Origin of the sequence: Streptomyces beijiangensis (assembly GCF_017315755.1) — a bacterium.
Taxonomy (GTDB): Bacteria; Actinomycetota; Actinomycetes; order Streptomycetales; family Streptomycetaceae; genus Streptomyces; species Streptomyces beijiangensis.
The window spans coordinates 1-19,730 of record NZ_JAFLRJ010000437.1; the positions used below are offsets into that span (position 1 = coordinate 1).

At 70.0% G+C, this 19,730-nt stretch carries 14 protein-coding genes; 7 read left to right on the forward strand and 7 right to left on the reverse strand.

What is annotated here, in order from left to right; all coding sequences use genetic code 11:
• Window positions 1-56: 56 nt before the first annotated feature.
• The 6 genes from J0695_RS33850 to J0695_RS33875 all read left to right on the forward strand — a co-directional run bounded on the left by J0695_RS33850 (window position 57) and on the right by J0695_RS33875 (window position 7,676).
• Window positions 57-632, forward strand: a complete 576-nt coding sequence (locus tag J0695_RS33850) for an isochorismatase family protein (RefSeq protein WP_206968596.1) — start codon at window positions 57-59, stop codon at window positions 630-632.
• Window positions 629-1,201 (forward strand): YbhB/YbcL family Raf kinase inhibitor-like protein, encoded by a 573-nt coding sequence (locus J0695_RS33855; protein WP_206968597.1) that lies wholly within the window; start codon window positions 629-631, stop codon window positions 1,199-1,201. The genes J0695_RS33850 and J0695_RS33855 overlap by 4 nt, the downstream gene beginning before the upstream one ends.
• A gap of 102 nt (window positions 1,202-1,303) precedes the next feature.
• On the forward strand, window positions 1,304-5,152 hold the full coding sequence (locus J0695_RS33860) for an endo-alpha-N-acetylgalactosaminidase family protein (RefSeq protein WP_206968598.1): 3,849 nt from the start codon (window positions 1,304-1,306) through the stop codon (window positions 5,150-5,152).
• Between the two features lie 105 nt (window positions 5,153-5,257).
• Complete coding sequence (locus tag J0695_RS33865) at window positions 5,258-5,803, forward strand: hypothetical protein (protein WP_206968599.1); 546 nt, start codon at window positions 5,258-5,260, stop codon at window positions 5,801-5,803.
• A gap of 107 nt (window positions 5,804-5,910) precedes the next feature.
• Entirely contained in the window at window positions 5,911-7,017 is a 1,107-nt protein-coding gene (locus J0695_RS33870; protein WP_206968600.1) for a sensor histidine kinase, read from the forward strand.
• Window positions 7,014-7,676: a response regulator transcription factor gene (locus J0695_RS33875; protein WP_206968601.1), complete on the forward strand. Its 663-nt coding sequence runs from the start codon at window positions 7,014-7,016 to the stop codon at window positions 7,674-7,676. Before J0695_RS33870 ends, J0695_RS33875 begins: the two co-directional genes overlap by 4 nt.
• Window positions 7,677-7,706: 30 nt before the next feature.
• On the opposite strand, the gene J0695_RS33880 is transcribed toward J0695_RS33875, so the two are convergent.
• From J0695_RS33880 to J0695_RS33910, 7 genes are all read right to left on the reverse strand, one after another.
• The gene (locus tag J0695_RS33880) at window positions 7,707-9,329 is read right to left on the reverse strand and encodes a beta-N-acetylhexosaminidase (protein ID WP_206968602.1); all 1,623 of its coding nucleotides are present in this window, start codon (window positions 9,327-9,329) and stop codon (window positions 7,707-7,709) included.
• Window positions 9,330-9,347: 18 nt separating this feature from the next.
• A complete protein-coding gene (locus J0695_RS33885) occupies window positions 9,348-10,328 on the reverse strand; it encodes a hydroxyacid dehydrogenase (protein WP_206968608.1) in 981 nt (326 codons plus the stop codon).
• Window positions 10,329-10,378: 50 nt separating this feature from the next.
• Entirely contained in the window at window positions 10,379-11,332 is a 954-nt protein-coding gene (locus J0695_RS33890; RefSeq protein ID WP_206968603.1) for a carbohydrate ABC transporter permease, read from the reverse strand.
• Window positions 11,333-11,335: 3 nt separating this feature from the next.
• Window positions 11,336-12,184, reverse strand: a complete 849-nt coding sequence (locus J0695_RS33895) for a carbohydrate ABC transporter permease (protein ID WP_372445863.1) — start codon at window positions 12,182-12,184, stop codon at window positions 11,336-11,338.
• A 145-nt stretch (window positions 12,185-12,329) separates the two neighbouring features.
• Window positions 12,330-13,658: an ABC transporter substrate-binding protein gene (locus J0695_RS33900; protein ID WP_206968604.1), complete on the reverse strand. Its 1,329-nt coding sequence runs from the start codon at window positions 13,656-13,658 to the stop codon at window positions 12,330-12,332.
• Window positions 13,659-13,843: 185 nt separating this feature from the next.
• Window positions 13,844-15,613, reverse strand: a complete 1,770-nt coding sequence (locus tag J0695_RS33905) for a glycoside hydrolase family 35 protein (protein WP_206968605.1) — start codon at window positions 15,611-15,613, stop codon at window positions 13,844-13,846.
• A gap of 38 nt (window positions 15,614-15,651) precedes the next feature.
• Window positions 15,652-16,752 carry a substrate-binding domain-containing protein gene (locus tag J0695_RS33910; RefSeq protein ID WP_206968606.1) on the reverse strand — a complete coding sequence of 367 codons (1,101 nt, stop codon included), beginning with the start codon at window positions 16,750-16,752 and terminating at the stop codon, window positions 15,652-15,654.
• A 210-nt stretch (window positions 16,753-16,962) separates the two neighbouring features.
• Between J0695_RS33910 and J0695_RS33915 the strand changes: the two genes are divergently transcribed.
• Entirely contained in the window at window positions 16,963-19,392 is a 2,430-nt protein-coding gene (locus J0695_RS33915) for a polysaccharide lyase 8 family protein (protein WP_206968607.1), read from the forward strand.
• Window positions 19,393-19,730 lie beyond the last annotated feature (338 nt).

Consider the following 19,730-nt stretch of genomic DNA (forward strand, 5'->3'; position numbering starts at 1 on the left):
CCCTACCCCCCACCCTCCCTCTCTCCCTCTCCCTCCGTACGGAAAAGAGCACAGCCATGCCTCTCACCGCACTCGACCCGACCTCCGCACTCGTCCTCATCGACCTGCAGAACGGTGTCGTCTCCCGCACCTGCGCCCCGCACACCACCACGGACGTCCTGGCCCGCTCGGTCGAGCTCGCCGACGCCTTCCGGGCCCGTGACCTGCCGGTCGTCCTGGTACGGGTCAGCTCAGGACCCAGCGCCTCCGGCCGCACCGACGCGCCCGCGCGCCGGAGTGCCACCCCGCCCGAGGGCTGGGACCAGATCGTGGACGAACTGGCAGGACACTCCGGCGACATCACCGTCACCAAGTACAACTGGGGCGCGTTCCACGGCACCGACCTCGATCTGCAGCTGCGCCGCCGAGGTGTCACCCAGATCGTCCTGGCCGGCGTCGCCACCAGCATCGGCGTGGAGTCCACCGCACGCGCCGCCCAGGAACACGGCTACCACCTGACCCTGGTCACCGACGCCATGACCGACCTGGACGCCGACGCCCACCGCCACACCACCGAGCGGATCTTCCCCCGCCTCGGCGAGAGCGGCACCACCGCCGAGGTCGTCGCACTGCTCGCCAGGACCACCGCATGAGCGCCCTGGACAAGGCCCTCACCCCGCTCGGCCGCCTCCTGAGGAACCGGCGCGCGGGCGAGGAGCACAGCATCCGCCGCGCCCCCGCACTCGCGAGCGCCAACCCGATCGACTTCTCCACCCCCGCCTTCGCGGACGGGCAGCCGATCCCCGGCCGGCACACAGGATCGGGGCGCGGCCCGAACCTCTCACCGGCACTGCACTGGGGCCCGCTCCCCGACGGCACCCGCCAGCTCCTCCTGGTGATGGAGGACATCGACGTGCCGCTCAAGCGCCCGATCATCCACCTCGCCGCCCTGTTCCCGCCCGAGATCGAAGGGTTCGACGAGGGAGCGCTCAGTCCCGGCAACACGCAGGTCAGATACGTCCCCGCCGCCCTGCGCCGCACCGGCTACCAAGGTCCGGGCGCCCTGCCAGGCCACGGCGTGCACCGCTACGGCTTCCACCTCTACGCACTCGACGAGCCGGTCCCCGCCACCACCCCGGTCCCCAATCTGTCGGCGCTGCTCCCGCTCGTCGCGGGCCATGTCCTTGCCGCCGGATTCTTCGAGGGGACGCAGCAGAACTAGCGGGAGCCACTTGGACTTCCGTACGGGGGTTGTTGGACTGCCGCGGCCGGTAAGGCGGTTGGCCGTTGACCGGGGTGCGGCGGCGCGACTAGATCAGTGCTCATGCCTCGAAGATTCCGTGCGGCGTGCGCACTCGCCGCCGCCTCATCCGCCGTATTCGCCCTGGCCGGGCCCGCCCTGCCGGCCGCCGCATCCCCCGCAGTCACCGGTGCCGCCGCGGCTGCGGGGGATGCGGTCATCGCCTCGCCGCAGCTCTCCGTCGCCGTCGCCAGGGACTTCCCCCGCGTCCTCTCGTACACCGACAACGCCACCGGCGCGACCCTCGGCGGCAGTACGAAGCCGGTCACCGAGGTCACCCTCAACGGCAAGGCCTACCCGGTCCAGCTCAAGGGCGACCCGGTCGTCGGGGCCTCCAGCGCCCGCTACACGCTCACCTTCACCGGCCTCGCAGGCGTCGAGCTCGACGCGACCCTCTCCGTCGCAGGGCGGGCCACCACCTTCAAGGTCACCGCCGTACGCGACTCCGAGGCGTTCCGCGTCGGCACGATCGACATCCCCGGCCACGACCTGGTCTCCGTCTCCAGTACGGACACGGGCGCGGCCACCGCCTTCACCCGGCTCGACAACGACTCGACCAGGACCGCCGACGTCTTCGGCAAGGTCACCTCGGGGACGGCCGCCGACGCGGCGCCCGTCGGTGCCACGTACGCCCTCGTCAACACCGGGACGCTCGCCGCGGCCGTCGAGTCCAACTCCAGCTACGACAAGCCCGCCGGCGCCACCAACGGCGACGAGGCCCGCTTCTGGCACCAGGCCCGCAAGGACGCCGACGGCTCGGTGCGCGTCGGTGTCTGGTCGGGGCAGTGGACGTACCGGGGCAGCGGCTCCGACCGGCCCGAGACCGGCGACAACCTGCCCTGGGCCAAGGTCGTCGTCACCCCCGACGCCAACGGCGACGGCACGGTCGACTGGCAGGACGGCGCCGTCGCCTTCCGCGCCATTGGCATCAAGCCCAAGGGCGGCGACCAGACCCCGGACCGGGTGATCACCCACATCCCCTTCAACTTCGCCAGCCAGGCCACGCACCCCTTCCTGCGCACCCTCGACGACGTCAAGCGGATCTCGCTGTCGACGGACGGTCTGGGGCAGATGGCACTGCTCAAGGGGTACGCGTCCGAGGGCCACGACTCCGCCCACCCTGATTACTTCGACATCAACAAGCGGGCGGGCGGCCTCAAGGACCTCAACACCCTGCTCAAGGACGGCAAGAAGTGGGGCGCCACCTTCGGCGCGCACATCAACGCCACCGAGGCGTACCCGGTCGCGCAGACCTTCGACGACAGCCTCGTCGACAAGAGCGCGCAGGGCTGGAACTGGCTCGACCAGAGCTACTACATCGACCAGCGCCGCGATGTGAACAGCGGGAACCTCACCGCCCGGCTGAAGAAGCTGCGGGACGAGACCGATCCCAACCTCTCCATGCTCTACGTCGACGTGTACTACACGCACGGTTGGATCGCCGACAAGACCATGCAGGCCATCCAGGGCCAGGGCTGGAACGTCGCATCCGAGTGGGCGGACAAGTTCGAGCGCGGCTCGCTCTGGTCGCACTGGGCCAACGACCTGGACTACGGCGGCCCCACCGACAAGGGTCTCAACTCCAAGATCATCCGCTTTATCCGCAACGACGAGAAGGACGTCTGGAACAACGACCCGGTCCTCGGCCAGACCGCCATCGACGAGTTCGAGGGCTGGACGGGCGAGACCGACTGGACGAAGTTCACGGCGAATGTCTGGCAGCGCGACCTGCCCGCCAAGTACCTCCAGCACCAGAAGATCACCCGCTGGGACGGCAACGACATCACCTTCACGGGCGGTGTGACCGGCACGGTCGAGAGCGGAAAGCGCACGTTCTACGACCACGGCCGCAAGGTCCTCGACGGGACGAGCTACCTCCTCCCGTGGGACGGCGGCAAGAAGCTCTACCACTACAACAAGGCGGGCGGGACGACCAGTTGGGCCGTCCCCGGCGGTAAGTACACCGTCTACAAGCTCACCGACAACGGACGCCAGAAGGTCACCACCGTCCGCCCCGTCGACGGAAAGATCACACTGACCGCCGCCGCGGGCCAGGCGTACGTCCTCTACCCGGACCACGCCCCCAAGCCCGCCGACCCCCAGTGGGGCCAGGGCACCAAGGTCCAGGACCCGGGCTTCAACGACGCCCGCCTCGGCGACTGGAACACGACCGGAGCGGTCGTACGGGACACCGACAGCCAGGGCCGCAACAGCGCCGAGCTCTCCGGCGACACCACAGCGGCCGTCTCGCAGACCGTCAAGGGCCTGACCCCCGGCAAGCGCTACACCGCATCCGCCTGGATCGAGGTCGAGCCGGGCAAGGCGCGCCGTACGACCCTCTCCGCCGGCGGACAGCAGGTGACGGTCGAACGCTCCGCCGTCGAGAACAACCTCGCCGCATCCGACTGGCACGGTACGTACTTCCAGCGCGCGAAAGTGAACTTCACCGCGCCGAAGAACGGTCATGCGACCCTCAAGGTCGAGGCGGCGAAGGGCAGTTCGGCCCCGTCCGTCAGGCTCGACGACGTACGGCTCGTCGAGAACGCCCCCGCCACCAAGGCCGGCACGGTCGCCTACGAGAACTTCGAGGCCGTCGACCAGGGCTGGGGCCCCTTCATCAAGGGTGACTCGGGCGGCTCCAACGACCCGCGCACCCACATCGCCCAGCTCCACGCCCCTTACACCCAGGCCGGCTGGAACGGGAAGCTCATCGACGACGTCATCGGCGGCGGCGAGTCCCTCAAGTCCCACGAGGAGAACGCCGGACTGGTCTACCGCACGGCGCCATCGACCGTCCCGATGACGGACGGACACACCTACAAGGTCGAATTCGACTACCAGTCGAGCCACGCGGCCGCCTACGAGTGGGTCACCGGCTACGACCGTACGAACGCGGCAGGCGGCTCCGTCGAGACCCGGCAGACCCCGCTCGGCCAGCAGCGCACCACGGCCCACTTCGCCGAGAACGTCACAGCGGGCTGCGGCGACACCTTCACCGGCCTGCGCAAGCGCGACGACGCCCCCGAGGGCGCGGACTTCGTCCTCGACGGCTTCACGGTGACCGACCTGGGCCCCGCGCCCGAGAAGGCCGCCTGCGGCACGCTCACCGTCGACCCGGCGCAGCAGACGCTGGAGCCGGGCGCGAAGAACAAGGTGCAGGCCACCTTCAGCAACGACGAGGCGACGGCGGCGACGGATGTCGCGGTCTCGCTCACCCTCCCCGAGGGCTGGACCGCCGAACCGGCGGCCCCGGTCACCTTCGCCGCGGTGGCACCCGGCGCACAGGTCACGGGGACGTGGCAGGTGACACCCCCGGTGGACGCCAAGTACCAGGCGTACGAGCTGAGTTCGGTGGCGACGTACGAGGTCGGGGGCTCCCCGCGGAAGCTGTCGGCATCGGCGTCGGTACGCACGCTCCCGCCGCCGCCCACGACGGACGCCTGGGCCAGTGACCTGGACTGGACGTCCATGGACAACGGCTGGGGCCCGGCGGAGAAGGACATGGAGAACGGCGACCAGGCCCCGGGCGACGGGACCCCGCTGAAGGTGGGCGGAGTCTCGTACACGAAGGGCCTGGGCACGCACGCGCCCTCCACGCTCCGCTACTTCCTGGGCGGCAAGTGCACGAGCTTCACGGCGGAGGTGGGGATCGACGATTCCCAGACGACGCGGGGGAGCGTGCAGTACAGCGTCCTGGCGGACGGCGCCGAGAAGGTGAAGTCGCCGCTGGTCAAGGGACCGGACGCGGCATGGTCACTGACGGCGGACGTCACCGGGGCCAAGTACGTGGACCTGGTGGTCGGCGACGGCGGCGACGGCAACGGGAACGACCACGCGGACTGGGGCAACGCGAAGTTCCACTGCGGGTCGTAGGCGCGGGCGGGGGCCGGGTCTCCACCCCGGCCCCCGCCGGTCTCCACCCTGAGTTCCACCCATGGGTCCAGGTGCGGAAAGCCTTGCCGCAGCAGGCTTGGGGGCATGACAACAACCGACTGGATCACCGACATCGCCCTCCTCCTCGTGGTCTTCCGGCAGCTGCGGGAAGGCCGCCTGGACCTCAGGTCCTTCCTGATCCCGCTGGGGATCGTGGCGTTCGTGGCGTACACCTACCTCGACTCGATCCCGACCGCAGGCCACGACCTGGTCCTGATCGGGACCCTGGTGGGCGTGGGCGCCGCCCTCGGCATCGCGGGCGGCATCTACACCCGGATCCGCTCCGCCGGCGGGCACCTCCTGATCAAGGCCGGTGCGGTCTCGGCCATCCTGTGGGTGCTCGGCATGGGCGCACGGATGGGCTTCCAGCTGTGGGTGAACCACGCCGGCGGGGCCGACGACGTCGCCCGGTTCAGCCTGGCCCACCACATCACGAGCGACCAGGCCTGGGTCGCGGCGTTCGTCCTGATGGCGCTCACCGAGGTGGTCACGAGGCTGGCCACGATCTACCTGCGGAGCCGGACCGTGGTCCCCGAGCGGTCGGCCAAGGCCGCGGACCGTACCGTGTCCGTCGCCGGCCGCGCGGTCTGACCGTGGGCTATGGTCGCGCCGTGTCTGTAACCGACAACCCTCGCGGTCCCGGGCCGGCCCCTCACCAGGGGTCCGGCCCTCGGCCGGTTCCCGGGCGGGAACCCTGGGTGCAGTGGGCCCTGACCGTCGCGGTCATCGTCGCCGGGGCCCTGACGATCCGGCCCATGGGCTTCAGCGGCCGGGGCCTCGCGGTCGCCGCCCTCTTCGTGATCAACAGTGCGGCGCTGCTGGCCCGGGGCCTGCCCGAGGCCAAGGTGTCCCAGCGCGCCGCCGTGGTCTGGCTGACCCTCGGCATCTTCGCGGCAGCCGCGCTGATGGCCGTCAGCCGCAGCGGATCCAGCTACCTCTTCGCCTTCTTCATCGCCGGGCACATCGGATACCGGCTGGAAACCCGGTCGGCTCTCGTCCTCGCGACGTTCTGCTCCCTGCTGTGCGGCGGCGTCCTGTACTTCCGCCTCGGTCCAGGCCACCACGAGTTGTCCTGGGTCCTCGGCCTCACCACCGGCACCCCGGCCCTGGGCGGGATCGCCACCCGCACCCGGCAGCGGGCCGTCGAGGCGGCGCTCGCGGCCGCCGAGTCCGCGGAGCGGGCGGCCAGGGCCGAGGCCCGGACCGCCGTACTGACCGAGCGCAGCCGGATCGCCCGTGACGTGCACGACGTCCTGGCCCACTCGCTCGCCGGGATCAACATGCAACTGGAGCTGGCCGACGCACTGTTGGAGACCGGTGACCTGGAAAAGGTCAGGGAGGCCAACGACAAGGCGCACAGCATGGTCAAGGAGAGTCTGAAACAGGCGCAGTGGACGGTGCACGCCCTGCGCGAGGACACCCTGCCGCTCGTGGAGACACTGACCGCGATGCTCGAATCGTCGGGCCACCACGACGTGCTCACCGTGACGGGGACCGTCCGTCAGGTGCCGGCCCGGATCACCCAGAATCTGCTGCGGATCGCCCAGGAGTCACTGACCAACGCGGCCAGGTACGCGCCTGGCGGGGAGGTCGTGATGGAGCTGACGTTCGCCGCCTCCTCGACCGTACTGAAGATCCGCAACCGCCCGGCCACCCGTACGGTGACCGTGGGCGTCGGCAGTGGGATGGGCCTGATCGGTATGCGCGAACGCGTCGCCCTGCTGGGCGGAACCATCATCGCGGGCCCCGTCACCGAGGGGCCCGGGCAGGGCGACTGGGAAGTGAAGGCAGTGATCCCCGAATGAGCGAACAGACCGAAATCCAGGCAAAGTTGAGGGTGGTCGTCGCTGATGACCAGGCTGCCGTACGGGAGCCGCTCGCCGCGGTGCTCGGGCTGTCCGAGGGCATCGACGTCGTCGCGGCCGCCGCGGACGGGACCGAAGTGCTGACCGCTGTGGCCGCAGGGCCGGTCGACGTGGTGCTGATGGACCTGCGGATGCCGGTGATGGACGGTATCGAGACGACCCGCCGACTGAGCGAGGAGCACCCGGAGGTGGCCGTGGTCGTGCTGACCACCTTCGCCGACGGCGAGTCGATCCTGGCCGCGCTGAGCGCCGGGGCGCGCGGCTATCTGACGAAGAACGCCGGGCGCAAGGACATCACCCGGGCGATCCGGGCGGCTGCGGCCGGTCAGTCCGTACTCGACCGAGAGGTCCAGGACCGGCTGCTCGCCACGGCCAGGGCCAAGCCGCAGGCGCCGGGGCAACTGCCGGAGGACATGACGCCGCGCGAGCGCGAAGTGCTGACGCTGATCGGCCAGGGGCTGCCGAACCGGGCCATCGCCGAGAGCATGTTCATCAGCGAGGCCACGGTGAAGACCCACATCAACAACTTGTTCGCGAAGGCGGGGATCCGGGATCGGGCCGATGCGGTGCGGCGTGCGATTGCGGCGGGCCTGGCCTGAGCGGGCTAGCGACCTTCGGTCGCTTTGTCCTCAATCGCCGGACGGGCTTGATTTTTGCTCGGGCCCGCCCAGGACGTCCGCCAGCATCGCGGCCCGGTCCCGGGGCCGGCCCCTCGCGTCGGGGCGCGTCTGCCACGGGTGCGGTCCCGCCAGGGGGCGGTACTCGACGCCCAGTGCATCCAGTCTTTTCAGGTGGTGCACCAGCCTCGCCTCGAACTCCGCGTACGAGCGCTCCCCGGTCGACCACACCGCCTCGGCGAAGGCGGAGATCCGGGGGAAGGCGAGGTAGTCCAGGCCCCGCGGTCCGTCCACCGGCTCCGTCCACAACTGCGCCTGACCGCCCAGCACATGCACCGCCTCCTCGGGCGTCAGCCCGGACGGCACCGGCTCGAAGGCGTACGCGTCCTCGACCGTCGTCGCGCACCCCACCGGAATCGGCTCATCGGGGTGCTCGGACTGCCGGAAGTCGAAGTAGACGTCCGTCAGCGGGCACGCCACGACGTCGTTGCCGCCCTTCGCGGCCGCCACCGCCCCCTGCATCCCCCGCCACGACATCACCGTCGCACCCTCCGCGAGCCCGCCCGCCAGGATCTCGTCCCAGCCCAGCAGTTTCCGCCCGCGCTCCGTCAGGAACGTGTCGAACTGCCGGATGTACCAGCTCTGCAGCGCGTCCTCGCCGTCGAGCCCCAGCTCCCGCATCCGCTCCTGGACCCGCGGGCTCTCCCGCCACTCCGTCTGCACGCACTCGTCCCCGCCCACGCACACATACCGCGAGGGGAAGAGATCGAGCACCTCCTCGTACACCCCCTTGAAGAACTCGACGGTGGAGTCCTCGGCGTTCAGGACGTGCTCGGCGGGCCCCCACGCCGTGCCGACCTCGACCGGGCGCCCCGTATTTCCCAGTTCCGGGTACGCCGCGATCGCCGCCTGTGTGTGCCCCGGCAGGTCGATTTCCGGTACGACGGTGATCGCCCGCTCCGCCGCGTAGGCGACGATCTCCCGGATGTCGTCCTGGGTGTAGAAACCCCCGTGCGGACGCCCGTCGAGGAGCCCGTGCTTCGACGAGCCGACCGTCGACTCGCGCCGCCACGACCCGACCTCCGTCAGCCGCGGACAGCGCTTGATCTCGATGCGCCAGCCCTGGTCGTCGGTCAGGTGAAGATGCAGCACGTTCAGCTTGTGCAGCGCCAACAGGTCGATGTAGCGCAGCAGTTCACGCTTCGGCAGGAAGCGCCGCGCCACATCGATCAGCGTCCCCCGCCAACCGAACCGCGGTTCGTCCGCCACCGTCGCGCACGGCAGTTCCAGCGGGCCCGGCGCGGCGACAGCAGTCCGGTGCACCTGCGCGGGCAGCAGCTGGAGCAGCGTCTGGACGGCGTAGAAAGCCCCGGCGTGCCCCGACGCCTCGATGAACACACCGCCGTACACGACCGTGAGGCGGTACGCCTCGTCCCCGAGCCCCGGGTCGGTGCGGAACCGGATCGCGGGTCCCGCGCCCCGGTCCGGCGGCGGCGCCCCCAGCGAGGGCGCGAGCGCGGCACGCAGCAGACGGGCGGCCCGCTCAAGCGGCGGGTCGGCGAGGACCGGAGTGTCGGCGGTGAGCGTGAACTCGCCCTGGGTCAGGGCGAAGTGAGCGGGGCGGGGGACGATCATCGGGCTTCGTGACTCCAGTCAGGCCGAGTGGGCGAGCGCTTCGGCCCGTACCGGATCGGCGAAGGGCAGCCCGGCGGCGTACCGCTCCAGCTCGTCCAGCGCATGGTGGGTCATCCGGCCGAGCTCATTGCCGAGCGAGCCCGCGATGTGCGGGGTGAGCAGGCAGTTCTCCAGATCGAACAGTGGGGAGTCGGCCGGGAGGATCTCCGGGTCCGTGACGTCCAGGACGGCCTGCAGCCGGCCCGCGACCAGCTCGTCGGTCAGCGCGTCCGTGTCCACCAGCGAGCCACGCGCCGTATTGACGAGCGTGGCCCCGTCCCGCAGCAGCGCCAGCCGCGCACGGTCGAACAGGTGGCGGGTCTCGGGGAGTTCGGGCGCGTGCACGGTGACGACGTCGCTCGACAGGGCGAGCGTGTCCAGCGACACCGGCTCTGCGCCCAGCGCCCGCGCCTCCGCCGGGTCCAGATACGGGTCGTGGACGAGCACCCGCAGATCGAAGGGGCGCAGCAGCTCGATCACGCGCCGCCCGATGCGCGAGGCGCCGACGACGCCGACCGTACGGCGGAAGTTGCCGCCGGTCCCGATCACGTCGATCGGGCTGATCCAGGCCCGCTTGGTGCGGTACGCGGCAGCGGCCGGCAGGACCCGCTTCCCGGCGAAGAGGATCGCGGAGACGGTGTACTCGGCGACCGGGAGCGCGTTCACCCCGGCGGCCGACGAGACCACGATGCCCCGCTCCCAGCAGGCGTCGGTGATGTGGTGCTTGACCGAGCCCGCCGCGTGCACGACCGCGCGCAGCTCCGGCATCCGGTCCAGGGCCGCGGCGGTCAGCTGCGGGCAGCCCCAGCCGCTGAACAGGACCTCGGCCCCGGCGAGGCGGGCCGTGTGCGCGGGATCGGCGAAGTCCCGTACGACCAGTGAGGGGTCGGCGTCCGCCACCTCGGCCAGCCGTGCGTAGGCCTCCTGGTCGAAGAGCGCGTCCCTGACCGGGGCCTCCATCGCCAGGATCGTGCGGGGGCGACGGCGGGAGGCCGGGACATGCGCGGTGGTCACTTGACGGCTCCGGCGGTGAGGCCGGAGCGCCAGTAGCGCTGCAGGCCGAGGAAGGCGATGGCGAGCGGGATGACCGAGATCAGCGAACCCGTGATCACCAGTTGGTAGAACTCGGGGTACTGGGAGACCGTCTGGTTCCAGTTGTAGATGCCCAGGGTGACCGGGTACTTCGAGCTGTCGTTCAGCATCACCAGCGGCAGGAAGAAGTTGTTCCAGCTGCCGGTGAAAGAGAACAGGAAGATCGTCATGAAGGCGGGGGCCATCATCGGGAGCGAGATGGAGCGGAAGAGCCGGATCTCGCTCGCGCCGTCCATCCGGGCGGCCTCCAGGGTCTCGCCGGGGACGTAGCCCTCGGAGAAGACCCGGGCGAGGTAGACGCCGAAGGGGTTGACGAGGCCGGGGATCAGGACGGCCCAGTAGGTGTTGACCAGGCCGACCTTGGACGCCATCAGATACATCGGCAGCGAGACGACGGTGCTGGGGACGAGGATGCCCAGCAGGACGACCGCGTACAGCTTGTTCTTCAGCGGGAAGACGTACTTGTCGAAGGCGTAGCCGGCCAGCAGGCTGATGAAGGCCGAAGCAGCCGCGCCGACGACCGAGTACAGCATGCTGTTGCCGAGCCAGGTGGCGAAGATGCCGTGGTCGTAGGAGAACAGGCGGTCGAGGTTGGAGAAGAGGTTGAAGTCTCCGAGCTCGAAGCCGGGGTGGGCGAAGAGGTCGCTGTTGTCCTTGGTGGCGGCGAAGAGCAGCCAGGTCAGCGGCATCAGCGTGTAGAGCGCCATGATGACGAGGACGGTGTTGACCGCGGCCCTGGAGGAGAAGGAGGTCGCGGTGGCGCCACCGCCGCTGCGGGTCGTACGGGACCTGGTCGCCCGGACGGACGGCTGCGGGTCCTTCTCCACGGCGCCGGAAGCGGCGCTGCGGGTCCTGGTGTCGGTGCTGCTCATGCTCTACGCCTCCTTCCAGCGGTTGCCGAACTTGGTGATCACAAAGGAGAGCAGTGCTCCGAGCACGGCCAGCATCAGGGAGGCGGCGGCGGCCGTTCCGTAGTCGTGCTTGGAGAAGGCGGCCTGGTAGATGTACATGGTCGGCGACCACTCGGGGGCCAGCGAGGGCGCCTTGGCGCGCAGGATCTCGGGCTCGGTGAAGAGCTGGATGGCGCCGACGGCGGTGAAGAGCATGGTCAGCACGACCGAGGAGCGGATCATCGGGAGCTTCACGGCGACCGCTGTACGGAAGTGACCGGCGCCGTCCACCAGGGCGGCCTCCAGCGTCTCGCGCGGGACGGCCTGCAGGGCGGCGTAGAAGATCACCATGTTGTAGCCGATCCACTGCCAGGCGGCGGCGTTGGCCATGGAGAAGAGGACGGCGTCGTTGCCGAGGAAGTCCCAGCTCGTGCCGAAGGTTTTCAGGAACTGGGTGATCGGGCTGAGGCTCGGCGTATAGAGGTAGACCCAGATGATCGCGGCGATCATTCCCGGCACGGCGTGCGGCAGGAAGTACGCCAGCTGGAAGAACTTCTTCGCTCTGGCCATCGCGGAGTCCACCAGGAGGGCGAGCGCGAGGGCGCCGCCGACCATCAGCGGGATGTAGACGAGGCAGTACAGGGCGACGTGCAGGAAGCTGTCGCGGAAGACCGAGTCGCCCAGCGCGCGGGTGTAGTTGCCCAGTCCGGTGAAGACCGTGTGGGAGCCGCCGAAGCCGAGCCCGGAGGACTCCTCGCGGAAGAGGCTCATCCAGATCGCGTAACCGATCGGAACGATCATCACGGCGATGAAGAGAAGGAAGAAGGGGGCGATGAACAGAGCGGGTGTGCTGCGCTGACCCCGGCCGAGCCGTGATGACACCGGAGGCTCCTTTGGTCCGTACGGGAAGAGGGTTCCGGCCGGGGCGGGATCAGGCCGCCCCGGCCGGAGAACTGATGCGGAGAACTGTTGCGGAGGACTACTTCGCGAGCTTGAGACCGCGGTCGGTGATGCTCTTCTCGGCGGCCTTCTGACCGGCCTGGAAGGCGGACCAGAAGTCGCCGGTCGCCTTGACCTTGCCGAGCGCGGCGGTCAGCGACACCGAGGTGGAGTTGTGGGTCGGGCTCCAGACCCAGCCGGTCGGGATGGTCTTCACCTGGTCGCCGGCGAGGGCGTAGATGTCCTGGCCGCCGTAGAACTTCGCGTCGAAGGTGCCCTTGGCGGTGGCGCGCAGGTCCTCGTTGGCGGGCAGGCCGCTGGAGGTCCCGGCCGCGAGGCGGGCCTTGACGGCGGCCTTGTCGGTGGTCGCCCACTTGATGAACTCGGCTGCCGCGGCGGCCTTCTTGGAGTCCTTGGTGATGGCGAAGGACGAGCCGCCGGCGGAGCCGGTGGAGGCGGTGCCCCAGTTGGGCAGCGGGGCCTCGGCCCAGTTGCCGGCCTGCTTGGGGTACGAGGTCTTCAGGCCGCCCGCGCTCCAGGCCGCGCCGAGGTAGGCGACGGCGCTGCCGTCGGTGTACTTCTTCGTCGACTCCGGGCTCCAGGAGACGTCGTTGTAGACCAGGTCGCTCGTGACCAGGTCCTTCCAGTAGTCCGCGACCTTCTTGGTTTCGGGACTGGCGATGTCCACCTTCCAGGAGTCGCCCTCGGAGGCGTACCACTTGCCGCCGGCCTGCTGGACGAGGCCCGCCCAGGTGGCGGTGTCGTCGCCCCAGAAGGACGTCATCCGGGCCTTGCCCTTGGAGGCCGACTTGACCTTCTCGGCGGCGGTCTTGAAGTCGTCCCAGGTCTTGGGGACCTCGACGCCGTACTTCTTGAAGAGGTCGGTGCGGTAGTAGAGCGTCTGGGGGCCCACGTCGTAGGGGGCCGCCCAGGTCTTCCCGCCGAGCGTCACCAGGGACTGGACGGCCTCGGGGGAGTAGCTCTTGACGGTGTCGCCGAGCTCCGCGGACGAGTCCTTGAGCAGGCCCTGCGTGACCAGGTCGGGGAGCGCCTGGTACTCGGCGTTGACGACGTCGGGGGCATTGCCCGCCTTGACGGCCTTGCCGAGCTTGTCGTAGCCGCCGGCCAGCCCGGCCGGGATTTCGGAGTAGGTGACCTGGATGTTCTTGTGGGTCTTGTTGAACTCCGCGGTCATGTCCTTGGTGCCGGGCATCCAGGACCAGTAGGAGATCTTGACCGGCTCGGCGGCTGTGCCGGTCCCACTGCTCTTGCCGGAGTCGTCGCTTCCACCGCAGGCGGTGGCGAGGACGGCCAAGGAGGCCACAGCGGCCGCAAGGGCTATGGAGGACTTACGGGAGGTGGGCTTCATTGCTCTGACTCCTACGAGAAGACCTGCTGACGAGGCGAGTTGACGTCATCTTTCGACCAAGAACGATCAGAGTCAATAGCAAAGAGACAATCGATCGTCTCGGAACGGTTTCGATCTGTTCGGTTGCGCGTTTCAAGCGAAACGCACAACCCCGCACATCCGTCAGATGGCCAACGCCTGCTGAATCAGCCCAAGTCGGGCGAATCGCGCACCTCGACGACCGGTTCCGCGCATCCGTCCAGCTCCAGGACAACGATCTCGTTGCGCCCCGCGCGCAGCAGCGGCCACGGCACATAGAGCGTCCGCTGCGGGCCCCGCTCCCAGTAGCGGCCCAGGCAGAAGCCGTTGACCCAGACGTAGCCCTTGGTCCAGCCGGGCAGCGCGAGATAGCCGTCAGCGGGCTCCCCGGCGTCCAGGAAGCCCCGGTGGAAGACCGGTCCTGGACCGGCCGTGGCCGTCCCCCACGGCAGGCCCTCAGGGGTCCCGTTGCCCAGCGGGACGGGCCGCGCCGTCCAGTTGTGCAGCATCTGCTGGGTGTGCAGCACCCGGGACACGCCCTTGTGCTCGCCGACCGCCGTGCCGTAGTTGACCCGGCCCATCGACTCGACCAGCAGCTCGACGCGCGTGCGCGCACCGTCTACGGCGATCTCGGGCCAGGGATCGTCGGAGTCCCGCTCGATGACCCCCCTGAGCTCGCCGTCCACGAAGACATGGGCCCGGTCGGCAAGACCCTGCACGGAGAGCGGATAGGCCTTGCGCGGCCCAGGGATGTCCGTCCCGTACAGGACCAGGCCGTGTTCGATCCCCAGCTCCTCGAAGGTGAGCGGGACGGGTGAGGCGACGGTGGGGGTCGCCAGATGGTCCGGGCCGTCAAGCACATCGAAGAGCCGGACGGATTCGGAGAGTTCGACCCTCCCCGCGGGCAGCAGCGCGGGCATCGGCGCCGGATCCGGCAGCGGTCCGTCGGCGAGCTGTTCCAGGACCTCGCGGAACGCCCGGAACTTCTCGGTGGTCCCGCCGCGCTCGTCGACGGGTGCGTCGTAGTCGTACGACGTCACATCGGGGAGGTAGACCTCGCCGGTGGCCGGGTTCTTGGTGTTGGCGCCCGCCCAGGTCCCGAAGTTGGTGCCCCCGTGCGCCATGTAGATGTTCACCGAGGCGCCGGCGTCCACCATCTCGGCGAGGGCGGCGGCCGCGTCCTTCGGGTCGCGGACGGTGTGCCCGTCGCCCCAGTGGTCGAACCAGCCGCACCAGAACTCCATGCACATCGCCGGGTCCTGCGGCCGGAAGCGTTTGAGCTCGGCGAACGCCTCCGTGGCGCGGCTGCCGAAGTTGACGGTCGCCAGGTGCCCCGGGACCGTGCCGCCGGTGAGGAAGAAGTCCTCGGGCCCGTCAGAGGTGAAGAGCGGGACGTCGATCCCGCGTGCCGTCATGGCTGCCGCGAGGTGCTCCAGATAGCCGGTGTCGGTGCCGTACGACCCGTACTCGTTCTCGATCTGCACCATCAGCACATTGCCGCCGCGGGTGACCTGATGCGGTGCGATCACCGGCATCAGCCGGTCGTACCAGCGCTCCACATGCGCCAGATAGGCCGGGTCCTGGCAGCGCACCGCCCGCACCTCCCGGTCGGCGTTGAGCCACCACGGCAGTCCGCCGTTCTCCCACTCGGCGCAGATGTACGGCGAGGGCCGGACGATCGCGTGCAGCCCGGCCTCGGCGGTGGCGTGCAGGAACGCGTCGAGGTCGGCCAGACCCTCGAAGTCGTACGTCCCCGGGCGAGGCTCGTGGAGATTCCACGGGACGTACGTCTCCACGGTGTTGAGCCCCATCGCCCGCAGCTGGTGCAGCCGGTGCGGCCACTGCTCGGGGAGGGTCCGGAAGTAGTGCAGCGCGCCGGACAGCAGGCGCAGGGGACGGCCTTCGAGGGAGAAACCCTCGGGGGATATCTGGAACATGAGGGCTTCTCCGGTGCGGAAGGTACGGGTGCGTGGTGCTAGGTGCTGGAGTCCCGGATGTGGAGTTCGGGCAGTATGGCGAGCCGGTGCTTGGGGCGGCCGGGGTCGGTGACGCGCCGGTCCAGGAGGTCCACGGCTGCCGCGCCCACCGCGTGCTTGGGCGGGGCCACGGCGGTCAGTGGGATGTCCGCGAGTGCGGCCACCTCGTCGTCGTACGCGACGATCGCCAGATCTCCGGGGACGGTCAGCCCGCGTGAGCGCAGCCGCTGCAGCAGCACGATCGCATCGTGATCGTTGTGTACGAGCACGGCGTCGACCCGGCCTTCGGTGACCGCGTCGATGAACTCGTCGATCCTCCGGTCGCGTTCGGCCATCGCGGAGGGGGACGGGATGCGGAAGCTGATGGCGGTGGGCGCGGTGAGGCCCGCCGCCCGCAGACCGCCCGCGTATCCCTCGGCGACCAGCGGTCCGTGCGGGCTGTCCTCGCGCAGCAGCAGGGCGATCTTCCGGCGCCCGGCCTCCGCGAGATGGCGCACCGCGAGGCGGGCACCGTAGACGTGGTCCGTGACGGCCCGTTCCGCGCCCGAGATGTCGTTCTCGGGGCGCCGCTCCACCAGAGTGAAGGGGATGGGGAGTTCGGCCAGCCAGTGCTGGTCGTCAGCGGTCCCGCACGGGGTGATCAGCAGCCCGTCGATGCCGTCGGCCAGCATCTGCCTGGCCTGCACCTGTTCCTCGGCGGGGGAGTACTGGGAGATCCCGAGCACCAGCCGGATGCCGCGTGAACCGGCCGCCTCGCGGGCGCCCTTGATCACTTCCGGGTAGTAGTAGTCGGCGGCCGGCACGATCATGCCGAACACCCGCTCCGTGGCAGCGGCGCGGGGTGCGGGCACGGTCGGCGCGGGTCCGGTGTCGGCACTCGGGCCTGCGCCCGTACCCGTACCCGCGGTCTCCGCACGCGTCTCGGGACTCACGGCCCCGCCGTGGACGCGGGCCACAAGACCGCGCTCGGCGAGGGTCTCGACGTCACGGCGGACCGTAACGGGCGAAACCCCCAACTCCTCGGCGAAATCGGTCACTCGCAGCGAGCCGCGCTCGCGCAAGCGGCGCAGTATCGCCTGGTGCCTCTCTTCGGCATGCACGTGATCCGGTCCCCTCATTCGTCACCGGGCTGAGCTGGAGTGTAGTACTCCGACGATCGTTAGTGAACGTTTTTGTCTGAACAATCATTTTCGGCAGGAAGTGTTCAAGCCATTGCTGGCGTCTGTTCGTACGTGTTAGAAACCGATCACTCGTGCTGCGAGTGGCCCTGAGTGCAATGACGCACCCCTCTCTCCGGAGGTTTCGCCCCCATGTCCTCCGTGGTTCCCCCCATGTTCCTCTCCCGGCGCGGCCTCCTGCGCGCCTTTGCCGCCACCGCGATCGCCGTCCCGGTCCTCGGTGGAGCCGCAGGTCACGCCATGGCGGCGGACGCGTACGACACTCTCCGTCTCAGGTGGCGCGATCTGATGCTCGGCACCGGTTTCGACGCGGCGGCCGAGCCGTACAAGAGCAAGCTCTCCGCCCTCGGCGCCACGGCGGCCACCCTCCGCTCCACCATGGCCGTCGCGAGCGGCTCCCTCTGGCCGGACCTCGACTACGCGGACCCGGACCCGAACACCGACACCGCCTCCTACGGCTACTCCGCGGCTCTCGGCACCAGCTTCTCCCGGCTGCGCACCCTCGCCGAAGCCTGGTCCCAGCCCGGCACCGGACTCACAGGGAACGCCGCGCTGCTGACCGAGATCCTCGCGGGCCTCGACCACCTCCACGCCGAGCGCTACAACAACACCCAGGCCACGTACGGCAATTGGTACAACTGGCAGATCGGCATACCCCAGGCGCTCCTGGACATCTGCGTCTTCCTGTACGACAGCCTCGGCGCCACCCGTATCGCGGACTACGCCGCCGCCGTCGACCGCTTCGTCCCCGACAGCGCCGTCGCCACCTACTCGGGCACCTCCACCGGCGCCAACCGCGTCGACCTCTGCCGGGTCATCGCCCTGCGCGGGGTGGTCGCCAAGACCCCCGCCAAGATCGCCACGGCCCGCGACGCACTCTCGCCCGTCTTCCCCTACGTGACGACCGGCGACGGCCTCTACGCCGACGGCTCCTTCGTCCAGCACACCGTCGTCCCCTACGCGGGCTCCTACGGCTCGGTGATGCTCGGCGGCCTCTCCCTCCTCTTCTCCCTCCTCAAGGGCTCCAGCTGGGAGGTCACCGACTCGGGCCGTCAGGTCATCCTGGACTCGGTCGAGAAGGCGTACGCGCCCTTCCTCTTCAACGGCCTGGCGATGGACAGCGTCTCCGGCCGGGCGGTCAGCCGCGGGGTGCAGACCACGGACACCCGCAGGCTCCTCCAGGACGACCACGGCCGCGGCCACGCGATCATCGCCTGCGTCGCCCTGCTCGCGCAGAGCGCCTCGGCCGCGGAGTCCGCCCGCTGGCAGTCGATGGTCAAGGGCTGGATCGCCCGCGACTACTACGTCCCGATCCTCACCGACCCCGCCCTCGGGGTCGCCGCGGCTGCCCGCCTGGCCGCCGTCCAGAACGGCACGGCGGCCGTGGCCGCCGAACCGACCGCCCACCACCTCTTCCCCGGCATGGACCGGGCCGTGCACCGCCGCCCCGGCTGGGCGGCGAACGTGGCGATGGCGTCCGGCCGGATCACGTACTACGAGAACGGCAACGGCGAGAACGTTCGCGGCTGGCACAGCAGTTCGGGAATGCTCTACTGGTGGGGCAAGGACTTCGCCAACGGCCAGTACAGCGACAGTTTCTGGCCCACCGTGGACCCCTACCGCCTCCCCGGCACCACCGCGTCCAAGAAGGTGCTCGCGGACGGCGCAGGCGGCACCTGGGGCGCTGCCCGGCCCGATGTGAAGTGGGTCGGCGGGGCGAGCGACGGTACGTACGCGGCCGTCGGCCAGTACCTGAAGGGCCTCTCCTCCACCCTCGTCGCCAAGAAGTCGTGGTTTTTCCTCGACGACGCGGTCGTCTGCCTCGGCGCGGGGATCCGCGGCCGGGACGCCACCGGCGTGGAGACGGTGGTCGACAACCGCAACCTCGGCGCGGCCGGCGTCCACGCCTTCACGGTCGACGGCACCGCCCAGTCCACGGCGCTGGGCTGGAACGCCACCCTCACGGGCGCCAAGTGGGCCCAGATCGCGGGCCACGCCGGCTATGTCTTCCCCGGCGGGGCGACCGTCAAGGCGCTGCGCGCGGCCCGGACCGGAGCCTGGTCGGACATCAACTCGGGCGGTACGACGGACGCGATCACGCGCCGCTACCTCACGCTCTGGTTCGACCACGGCACCGACCCGACGGACGCCACGTACTCCTACCTCCTCATGCCCGGCGCGACGACCGCGGCCACGGCGGCCCGCGCCGCCGACACCACCTGGCTGACGACCCTGGCCAACACCGACAACCAGCAGGGGGTCGCGGTCCCCTCACTCGGCTTCACCGGCATCAACTTCTGGTTCGCGGGAACGGTCGGCACGGTCACCGCGAGCGCCCCGGCCGCCGTCATGATCCGCGAGAGCGGCGGTACGGCGACGATCTGCGTCTCCGACCCCATGCGCCAGTCGGCGACGATCGACGTCACCTGGAACCGCCCGGTCTCCGCCGTGACCGCCAAGGACTCCACGGTCCAGACGGTCTCCACCGGCTCCTCCCTCACCCTGCGGATCACCCCCGGCACCCTCGGCGCCACCCACAAGGCAACCGTCACCCTCGCCTGAACCCGTTCCCGCTGTGAGGCGTCTCTCATCCACCGCCTTGTGGGACCCCCACAATCCCGCACACCCCTGAGCTGGCACTTCAGCTGCACTGCCGGGGGCTTCTGTCCGGCCCCACCAGGAAAACGGCCCGGAGACTGTACGAAGCCCACTGCGTGTTTTCTTGGTGGGCTTCGTAGGGTCGATACATGACCGTTGTGGACGAGGCTTCAAATTCAGGGGGCGAGCCCACCGACGCCCGCGGGCGCGTGGCCGAGCTCCTTGCCCTGCGTGAGCAGGCCCGCCGTGGCCCGAGCGAGCGTGCCACCGAGGCGCAGCATGCGAAGGGCAAGCTGACGGCG

Excerpts from the sequence above, each read along its gene's own strand:
- J0695_RS33850 (WP_206968596.1), top strand. The coding sequence starts at position 57 with ATGCCTCTCACCGCACTCGACCCGACCTCCGCACTCGTCCTCATCGAC.
- J0695_RS33855 (WP_206968597.1), top strand. The coding sequence starts at position 629 with ATGAGCGCCCTGGACAAGGCCCTCACCCCGCTCGGCCGCCTCCTGAGG.
- J0695_RS33860 (WP_206968598.1), top strand. The coding sequence starts at position 1,304 with ATGCCTCGAAGATTCCGTGCGGCGTGCGCACTCGCCGCCGCCTCATCC.
- J0695_RS33865 (WP_206968599.1), top strand. The coding sequence starts at position 5,258 with ATGACAACAACCGACTGGATCACCGACATCGCCCTCCTCCTCGTGGTC.
- J0695_RS33875 (WP_206968601.1), top strand. The coding sequence starts at position 7,014 with ATGAGCGAACAGACCGAAATCCAGGCAAAGTTGAGGGTGGTCGTCGCT.
- J0695_RS33880 (WP_206968602.1), bottom strand. The coding sequence starts at position 9,329 with ATGATCGTCCCCCGCCCCGCTCACTTCGCCCTGACCCAGGGCGAGTTC.
- J0695_RS33885 (WP_206968608.1), bottom strand. The coding sequence starts at position 10,328 with ATGGAGGCCCCGGTCAGGGACGCGCTCTTCGACCAGGAGGCCTACGCA.
- J0695_RS33890 (WP_206968603.1), bottom strand. The coding sequence starts at position 11,332 with ATGAGCAGCACCGACACCAGGACCCGCAGCGCCGCTTCCGGCGCCGTG.
- J0695_RS33900 (WP_206968604.1), bottom strand. The coding sequence starts at position 13,658 with ATGAAGCCCACCTCCCGTAAGTCCTCCATAGCCCTTGCGGCCGCTGTG.
- J0695_RS33905 (WP_206968605.1), bottom strand. The coding sequence starts at position 15,613 with ATGTTCCAGATATCCCCCGAGGGTTTCTCCCTCGAAGGCCGTCCCCTG.
- J0695_RS33915 (WP_206968607.1), top strand. The coding sequence starts at position 16,963 with ATGTCCTCCGTGGTTCCCCCCATGTTCCTCTCCCGGCGCGGCCTCCTG.